Raw genomic sequence first — 8,120 nt, 5'->3', positions numbered from 1 at the left:
ATTTGTCTTAAGCTTCCTTCAGATTCGCAGTCACCCACGACACCCTTGCTCTCGACTAGTGGTTGGAAACTACAATCCTCCACAGTGGACTTGCACCACCTAGTTATTAACCATGCACGGCACACGATAAAAAAAGGGCCATCCCTTGGACAGCCCTTAAAAATTTTGATCAGAGTTAATCAGCTATTCAGCCATTATCCCTTCATGATCTCATCAATGCGATGTTGAGCTAAACTCTCCCATCTTGCGTCTTCCAGGGCCAGGCGGTATGAGGCAATAGCTTCTTTGTTGCGACCTAAACCCCGTAAGGCATCACCTTTTTCAACTTGTGCAGGTGCCCAATTTTTCTTCTTGGCCTTGGCCAATGAAGTTGAGGAGGCAGTGAGAGCAGCAGAATAGTTTCCCGTGGCATTATATGCCTGGGCTAAGTGATAGGCTGTTATGTCAGTTACCGTTGTCCCGGTAAGACCTCTTAATAGAGCAATGGTAGTATCATACTTCTCTTGATCAATATAAATCCTTGCCAGAAGTTCATAAGCCAATGAATATTTTTTATCAATCTCAATTGCACTTTTCAGATTTGCGATGGCAAGCGCACTACTTTTTTGACTCTCGTAGACTTGCCCCAGCGAATAATAAGCTTTTTCATATTTTGGATTGATGGATATTGAGTTTTTCAGAGTCTCAATAGCCTTGGGGTTATTCCCCATTCCATAGTAAAGATTTCCCAGACCGTACCAGGCTTTATAGTGAGTAGCATCATTGGTAACTGCTTCAAGGTAATATCCTTCAGCTACTTTTAAATTTCCAGCTCTTTTGGCAATATAGGCCAATTGATAATAGCCACTGGCGAATGTAGGATCTACTGCAACTGATTTTTCGTATTCCATACGAGCTGACTCATAGTCCTTGCGTCTCAGGAATTTATGACCCTCAGAATAATGCTGGTTGCGAACCTGTTGAATGGCTTTGTCGTACTTTTCCTCAGCAGGATTAAACTTGGAGGCTTCTCTGTATTTTTCAGCAGCTTTTAGGGGTTGATCCTGTCTAAAATGAACCACACCCATACTGAAAAGTGCCTCACCCTTGAAGCGACCCCAGATTTTAAGTGGAGAAGCATCCATTTGAGCAATGGCTTCGCCATATTTTTTATAGGCATCGTCATATTCACTGCGGCCCAGAGCTCTACCACCATCAGTCAAACGAACATTAATCTGCTCCAGAATACTCCATTCTACTTGAATTTCATTGTAGCGATCTTCATCAGGAGCGGCTTTCATAGCAGCCTTATAAGCACTATCGGCAGTCACAATGTTGAAATTTTTGATAGCATCACGGGCCTGGGTTACCAAAATTTCATCTTGGTATTGAGCCAATACTTGGCCTAACAATGAGGCAAATATGAGTGCAGAAATAGCGAGGTTTTTCATCTTCCAATTATCCTTTTAGTCCATCAACCTATTTAAAGGTTTTTATCATTTCCCTTAGTGAGTCTCAACTCACTTTCACTCTACAGGCTGCTCAATATGAACAGATCATGCCTTAAAGTGGCGTGCAATATAGTAGACTAGCTTGCCTTTGTCATTGATTTTATTGAGCCAAACAAAGGTTCTCCATCTAATTTCTCGCTCCTTGAGCTTGCCTGGTAAATTTGTAAAATTAGCTGAACATACTCCAAATAACAATTTCATATCAAGTGAGCCTCAATGATAAAATAATACCTCACTCAGGGGATATTTGGCTTTGGGTCTTGAGAATCTGCTAGATTATGATAGGTCAATAGAAATTGGCCAGATTTATACCAAGTATCGAAAGAAATTTTGCTTTTAAACCAATCCAACCTCAATAGATTAAAATCATGGAAAATAATTTTCGCGAATTCGCTCTGAACACCATTGATGAACTCGGTTTATCTGACTACGAAGTTGCCAAACTAACTGGTATAAAAAGTTCATCCGTAAGTCGCTGGCGGACGGGGAAAACAATCCCTCGGAAAAATAGTCTCAGGCACCTCGCACAATTGGCCGGTCGTCAAGTCCGTTTTGTAAAATCTGAAGATAGTATCACCGTTGAATGGCAGGATGAGGACAAAAGCAACCTGCGACCATATGTTCCATTACAAAATATTCGGCAAACGATTAAAGTCTATACCTGGAGCCAAAGCAGCCAGGCGGATTTTTTCAGGCGAAACGGCACCATCAGTCAGAAACCTGTGCATGCTTTAAAGGGTATCCCTGATGTAGAGGATCCACTGGCCTATTCCATCATTGTCGATGAAGAACAAAATCCGCTTATTGATCCTTATTCGCGGTATGGTGATGTGATGATCATTTCCCCAGCCGCCAGTGTAAAAAATGGCGACCATGTGATTGCCCGACTTAGTGATGGACGATTGATCTCCAGGAAGATCCAATTTTCTGAGGATAATTTATTTTTCACCCGGCATGAGGGTGGTGCAGCTGATTTCAGCGTAAAATCTGAAGCGGTTCATTTTTATCACAAGGTTGTATACGTTCGTAAGCGGTAACTAAGAATCTGAAGGCTGAGCTTGTAGAAGCCTCCATCCCAGACTACCATCGATTGATATTCATACTTAGTACTAAGACGCATTAACATTTTTATAGCCGGACTGGACATTTCGATAATCTCAATGTCCGGTGCTTTCCTATAAATAGAAAGAGACCCGATTGCTCAGGTCTCTTATGAGGAATTTTTGTGCCGAGAGCGGGATTCGAACCCGCACAAGCGTTAGCTCACTGCCCCCTCAAGACAGCGTGTCTACCAGTTCCACCACCTCGGCCAAAATTTTATTCTTCGGTTGTGGCATCTCCAGTGGCAGCAGGAGTTGTGACAGTTTCACCAGGTAATCCCAATTCAGCAGGTGCAGCAGCTTCAAACTGAGTCCCTGGAACGATCATTTCTTCCTGTAATTCTTTCTGGAAATCGGTTTGAGCCGTCGAGCCACCCTTATTCAGGACCCCGATGAGAATAATAATCACCATGAAGGCGACAGCTAATCCGCCAGTTAATTTGGTAAGGAAATTACCTGCACCAACACCACCAAAAAGGGCGCTTGCAGTGTTACCACCACCAAAGGTACCGGCCAAGCCACCACCCTTACTGGATTGCATGAGAATCACCATCATGAGTAATAATGAAATGATAACCAGTATAATGTACAACAATGTCATGTGTATCTCCTAGTTGATGACTCCGGCTTCGTCGATAATCCCCTTGAATGCTTCCAGGGTCATACTTGCTCCACCTACCAGAGCGCCATCAATGTCCTTATTGGACAGTAAACCTTGTGTATTGTCAGGTTTGACACTTCCGCCGTATAAAATCCATGTGGATTCTGCCACATCGCCATCAAATAGTGTTTTCAAAGCACTACGAATGAATGCATGTACGTCAGCGGCTTGTTGTGGTGAGGCAGTCAATCCAGTACCAATTGCCCAGACTGGCTCATAAGCAACAATGACAGTATCCATTTCAGCTTTTGACAAGCCTTTAAGGCCTTCTCTAAGCTGTCTGGCGATCACTTTCTCAGTGTCGTTTGCCTCGCGCTCTTCAATTTTCTCACCCACACACAAAATGGGAATCAATCCTGTTTTCAAAGACCTGTGAACTTTCTTGTTAATCCAATCATCGGACTCGCCAAAGACATGACGTCTTTCAGAGTGTCCCAGGATCACATATTCAGCACCGGTTTCCTTAATCATCGCACCCGTGATCTCACCAGTAAAAGCTCCTGCTTCTTCCCAATGCATGTTCTGGGCGCCTACTTTGAGCTCACTACCATTTACCACGTCAAAAACCGACTTTAATGCCAAAAATGGCGGGCATAAAATAACCGACACCCCATGGGTGTCCAATATATTAATACGTAGCGATTCAGCATATTCTGCAGCCGCCTGAGGACCAAAATGCATCTTCCAGTTTCCGGCTACTATCTTATTTCTTTTCAATTATTTAGCTCCTTTCAAAGCTTCAAAAGCTGGTAATGAGATACCACTTAAAAGTTCCAATGAAGCACCGCCGCCGGTGGATATGTGAGTTACGCCCTCATCCAATCCAAATTTGCTCAGAGCCGCAGCACTATCCCCGCCACCAACAATGGTCGTGGCACCCCGCTTGGTAATTTCACAAAGTTTCTGTGCTATGGCTTTTGTACCTTTCTCAAAGGGCGCCATTTCAAATACACCCATGGGACCATTCCAGAGAACAGTTTTTGATTCATCCAGAATACTTGAGAAGGATTTTACGGTTCTTCCACCAATATCAAGTCCCATGAGATCACCTTCCAGAGCACGGATGGGCAATTCCTGACTTTTAGCAGTCTCAGAAAACTCGGTTGCAGCAATGCAATCTGAGGGTAGCACAAGATTGACTTTTTTCTCCAGGCAGAGATTGATTACATCTGCTGCAAACTGGATTCTGTCCTCTTCTACAAGAGAAGCACCCACATTGTGATTCAATGGAGGAGCGCTTAGAAATGTAAAGGCCATTCCCCCACCAATCAGAATATTATCAGCTACCTCAGCGAGTCTCTTTAGAAGATCAATTTTTCCACTGACTTTTGATCCACCCAGGACCACAGTAAAGGGTCGCACAGGATTTTCAATGGCACTGACCAGAAATTCAATCTCTTTCATCAATAGAAAACCAGCGGCCTTCTCAACAAAGTATTGAGCCATACCCACGTTTGAAGCGTGTGCTCTGTGAGCCGTCCCAAAAGCATCATTTACATAGACATCAGCCAGTCCAGCCAATTGTTTTGAAAATTCAGGGTCGTTCTCTGTTTCTGCAGAATGAAAGCGCAGGTTCTCAAGCAATAATATCTGACCAGCCTGCAGCTTTTCAGCCAAGGCCTCGACCTCTGGGCCTACACAATCCAGGGCAAAGATTACCTCTGCCTGTACCAATTCACTAAGAACCCTGGCTACAGGAGCCAGACTCATTTCCGGAATAATCGACCCCTTGGGTCGTCCGAGATGAGAGGCCAGGATAACTGCTGCACCCTGCTCCAATAAAAACTCAATGGTTGGCAAAGAAGAACGTATTCTAAAATCATCTGTTACCTGACCATCACTATCCAGGGGAACATTGTAGTCAGTTCTGACGAAGACTTTTTTCCCTTTAAGTACCAGGTCTTTTACATGTTTCGGCATCATGATGCTTCCTAAAGGCTGTTACTTACTTGGCGTTTTTCAATACATCAGCAAGAGCAAGGTGTAAATCAAAGGTGTATTTATCTACGTTGATTTTTGGCTCATGCCAGACGCCGTAGTTACCAGCCATGATCAATTTGACCAAATAGCTCTGTGTGAGAGCTTCTGTCGTCTTATTATCATACCAGCGTATATCTACCTTGGCTGCATTCTCATTTACGGCACCCAGTAAAGCGCTGAGAAAGGTTTGGCGATTCTCAGTGTCTGTATTGATTTTGGCAAATCCAGCTCCAATGAGTCCCTGAATCTGTTCCCAGTCCGTCCCCACAAAATTCTTCCAGGTCTGACCATATTTATCGGACATGGTGGAACCCAGCGCTCCGAGTTGTTCAACAGCGTATTCCACCACTTCAGGATAGAGTGTAGAAGCGCCATGGGCAACGAAGATGGTTTCGGGCTGTATGCGATCAGCAATTTTGAGTAGTTCATGAGCAAGCTCGATGTTCAGTTTTACCTTGGTACCGGGTTTGCCTTTGTTTGGTCCATGCATGGTACCAATTGTTGGTGCAATCATGAGAACACCGGTCTCAGTTATAAATTGCTCAAAATCATCAGGGTTGGTGTAGGTGGAAATCTCAGATTTGGTGTCTTCGTCTTCCTCGCCAGCCAGAACACCCAGTTCACCTTCTACAGAAACACCAAGAGGGTGAGCCATATTCACAACTTCACGAGTAAAGCCAATGTTCTCTTCCAGAGAACGGGCGCACTTGTTGACATGATCAGTGGAGTTATCTGCCATGACACTGGTCAGATGCTGAACAGCACCCTGGACAACCTTCCGTCCACCTTCAGAGGTATAATCACCATGATCGAGATGGGTGGCAATCTGCACACTGGATCTCTTGGCGCGGGATTCGATATAGGTTGCGGCAACTTCCAGACCGGTGATGGCATCACCAGCACCAAAATGTTTTAGAGCGCTATTTGAAAGCGCGAGCACACCTGAAGATCCCAAGGTTTCAAATGCATCAAAGGCGGCATTGATACCCTGAATAGTGGTAATATTAAAAGCAGGCAGCGCGTATGATGTACCCTTAGAATTACCTTTTTCACCCAGCTTGGCCTTGAGCGTTAGTGCATGGGCACTGGTTAGGTTATCTGAAAATCTCCTTGAGGTGTTTAATTTTGGTGGGGTGTTGTAAGGTTTCATGCCTGAATCTCCAAATCTATGTTAAAAACTATTGTTACTATTTAACTTATTCAACTCGTAATATTTCTAGTAACTCAAGGCACAGTTACTACAAAAATCAGACCAAGTCAAGCATTCCCGAATTGGGGAGTGGAGAGGGTGACCAGGTCAATTTTCCTGGCTCCATATTCTTTCAAAACACCAGCGAGCGTGTTGGATGTGGCTCCTGTGGTCAAGACATCATCCACCAATAAAACATGTTTGTCTATAAGGGCAGATTCATCTGTGACCCCAAAGGCTGCTCGGACATTCTCCACCCGCTCCTCAGCGTTTAGTTTTGTCTGAGTTGATGTATATTTTGTCCGTTTCACGAGGTGATTACCCAGCTTGGTGTTCAATCGTTCAGCAAGCCATCGGCTCATATCATCGACCTGATTATACCCGCGCTCACGAAACTTGCGGGGATGGAGGGGTATGGAAATCACTAAATCAATCTCATCTTCAGGAAGTTGATCCAAAATCTGAGACTTGTAGTGATTCAATACGACTCCAATGGGTTTTCGACGTCTTGAGTATTTTAAATGATGAATTAGTTGTTGGAAGGCCTCATCGAATTCAAAAAGAGCCCATGCCTTTGCTATATGAATATCTCCAGGAACCGAAAAATGCTCATGCGGGATGCCAATGAGCTTGAATTTGTCCAGGCATTGAGGACATATTTCTATTTCTCCAAGCTCCAGTCGATCATCACAAATCAGGCAGAGGGGTGGATAAATCAGGTCGATAATGCCCGTATATAAGTCTTTGAGGATGTCAGTAATCAAATGAGGAGAAAATTGTATGGGTTTTACATTTTCCAAATGATTACCAGGTTGAGTGCGCTAGCTGATGAGTAGTGCTGCGCCTATAATAGGTGCTGCATCTCCCAACTCTGCGGGTTCAATTCTTAGCTTCCCCCGTTGATTTTCGAATAAGTGGGCATCCACAACTTCTCGGAGGGAATCAATAAAAAACTCATATCCAGCTGCCAGAGAACCACCAATAACGATAATTCCAGGGTCCAGTAAGTGAGTCACATAAACCAGGGAATGTCCAACAGATCTTCCTAAAAGACTCCAGGCAGCCAGCGCATTGGCGTCCCCTTCCTGAGCCAGTTTGAAAATTTGAATCCCAGTTATGGATTCACCGGAAATACTCTCATAGTTACGCTCCAGTGCGGGCCCACAGGCATAGTCTTCAAAGGTCCCATCTTCATAGGGTGCTAAACCATATTCAGTTGCCGTGCCATGGGCTCCACTTAGAATCCTGCCATCCCAGACAAATCCATGACCATAGCCGGTTCCCAGAGTAATTCCATATACATATGCTTCACCCTTGCCTGCACCTGAGATAGCCTCACCCAGTACAAACACATTGGCATCATTATTCATCTTGACTGGAACATCAAAATGGGCTTGAAGACGAGCCACCAATGGATAATTTTGAATAACAGGGGTATTGGGTGTTTCCATGACACTCGTATGGGTATCATTCAATGGGCCAGGTGCTCCGACCCCTACACCGATCAATTCATAATCAGGGTGGTCAGCGATGCACGCTTTGATGGTTTTCGAGATGACCAGCATAAGTTCGTCGCCCTGTTCAAATTTAGACATGGCAATTTTATCCAGGAGCAGGAGTAATTCACCCTGCTCTCCCACAAGTCCAATTCGAACCTTGGTTCCCCCAATATCAACTCCTGCACGCACTTTCATTTTCTG

8 protein-coding genes and 1 tRNA gene are annotated in these 8,120 nt (G+C 44.4%); 1 reads left to right on the top strand and 8 read right to left on the bottom strand.

Annotated elements, in window-relative coordinates:
• Nucleotides 1-194 precede the first annotated feature (194 nt).
• Nucleotides 195-1,430 (bottom strand): tetratricopeptide repeat protein, encoded by a 1,236-nt coding sequence (locus tag ISR87_08060; GenBank protein ID MBL7025397.1) that lies wholly within the window; start codon nt 1,428-1,430, stop codon nt 195-197.
• 428 nt (nt 1,431-1,858) lie between these two features.
• On the opposite strand from ISR87_08060, the gene ISR87_08055 reads away from it, so the two are divergent.
• On the top strand, nt 1,859-2,527 hold the full coding sequence (locus ISR87_08055) for a helix-turn-helix transcriptional regulator (GenBank protein MBL7025396.1): 669 nt from the start codon (nt 1,859-1,861) through the stop codon (nt 2,525-2,527).
• 189 nt (nt 2,528-2,716) lie between these two features.
• Here the strand turns inward: ISR87_08055 and ISR87_08050 are convergent.
• The 7 genes from ISR87_08050 to ISR87_08020 form a co-directional block, all read right to left on the bottom strand.
• Nucleotides 2,717-2,800: transfer RNA gene (locus ISR87_08050), tRNA-Leu, on the bottom strand.
• Between the two features lie 7 nt (nt 2,801-2,807).
• Complete coding sequence (secG, locus tag ISR87_08045) at nt 2,808-3,191, bottom strand: preprotein translocase subunit SecG (GenBank protein ID MBL7025395.1); 384 nt, start codon at nt 3,189-3,191, stop codon at nt 2,808-2,810.
• A gap of 9 nt (nt 3,192-3,200) precedes the next feature.
• Nucleotides 3,201-3,968: a triose-phosphate isomerase gene (locus ISR87_08040; GenBank protein ID MBL7025394.1), complete on the bottom strand. Its 768-nt coding sequence runs from the start codon at nt 3,966-3,968 to the stop codon at nt 3,201-3,203.
• Nucleotides 3,969-5,174 carry a phosphoglycerate kinase gene (locus ISR87_08035; protein ID MBL7025393.1) on the bottom strand — a complete coding sequence of 402 codons (1,206 nt, stop codon included), beginning with the start codon at nt 5,172-5,174 and terminating at the stop codon, nt 3,969-3,971. It abuts the gene before it with no gap.
• A 22-nt stretch (nt 5,175-5,196) separates the two neighbouring features.
• A complete protein-coding gene (locus ISR87_08030) occupies nt 5,197-6,381 on the bottom strand; it encodes a class II fructose-bisphosphate aldolase (protein ID MBL7025392.1) in 1,185 nt (394 codons plus the stop codon).
• A gap of 107 nt (nt 6,382-6,488) precedes the next feature.
• Complete coding sequence (locus ISR87_08025; GenBank protein ID MBL7025391.1) at nt 6,489-7,220, bottom strand: ComF family protein; 732 nt, start codon at nt 7,218-7,220, stop codon at nt 6,489-6,491.
• A gap of 21 nt (nt 7,221-7,241) precedes the next feature.
• Complete coding sequence (locus tag ISR87_08020) at nt 7,242-8,114, bottom strand: ROK family protein (protein ID MBL7025390.1); 873 nt, start codon at nt 8,112-8,114, stop codon at nt 7,242-7,244.
• Nucleotides 8,115-8,120: the final 6 nt, after the last annotated feature.

It is taken from the genome of Candidatus Neomarinimicrobiota bacterium (genome assembly GCA_016784545.1).
In the GTDB taxonomy this organism is placed as follows: domain Bacteria; phylum Fidelibacterota; class UBA8477; order UBA8477; family JABMPR01; genus JABMPR01.
Note: the sequence above shows the minus strand (reverse complement) of the source record. Positions and strands in the feature narration are given on the sequence as shown.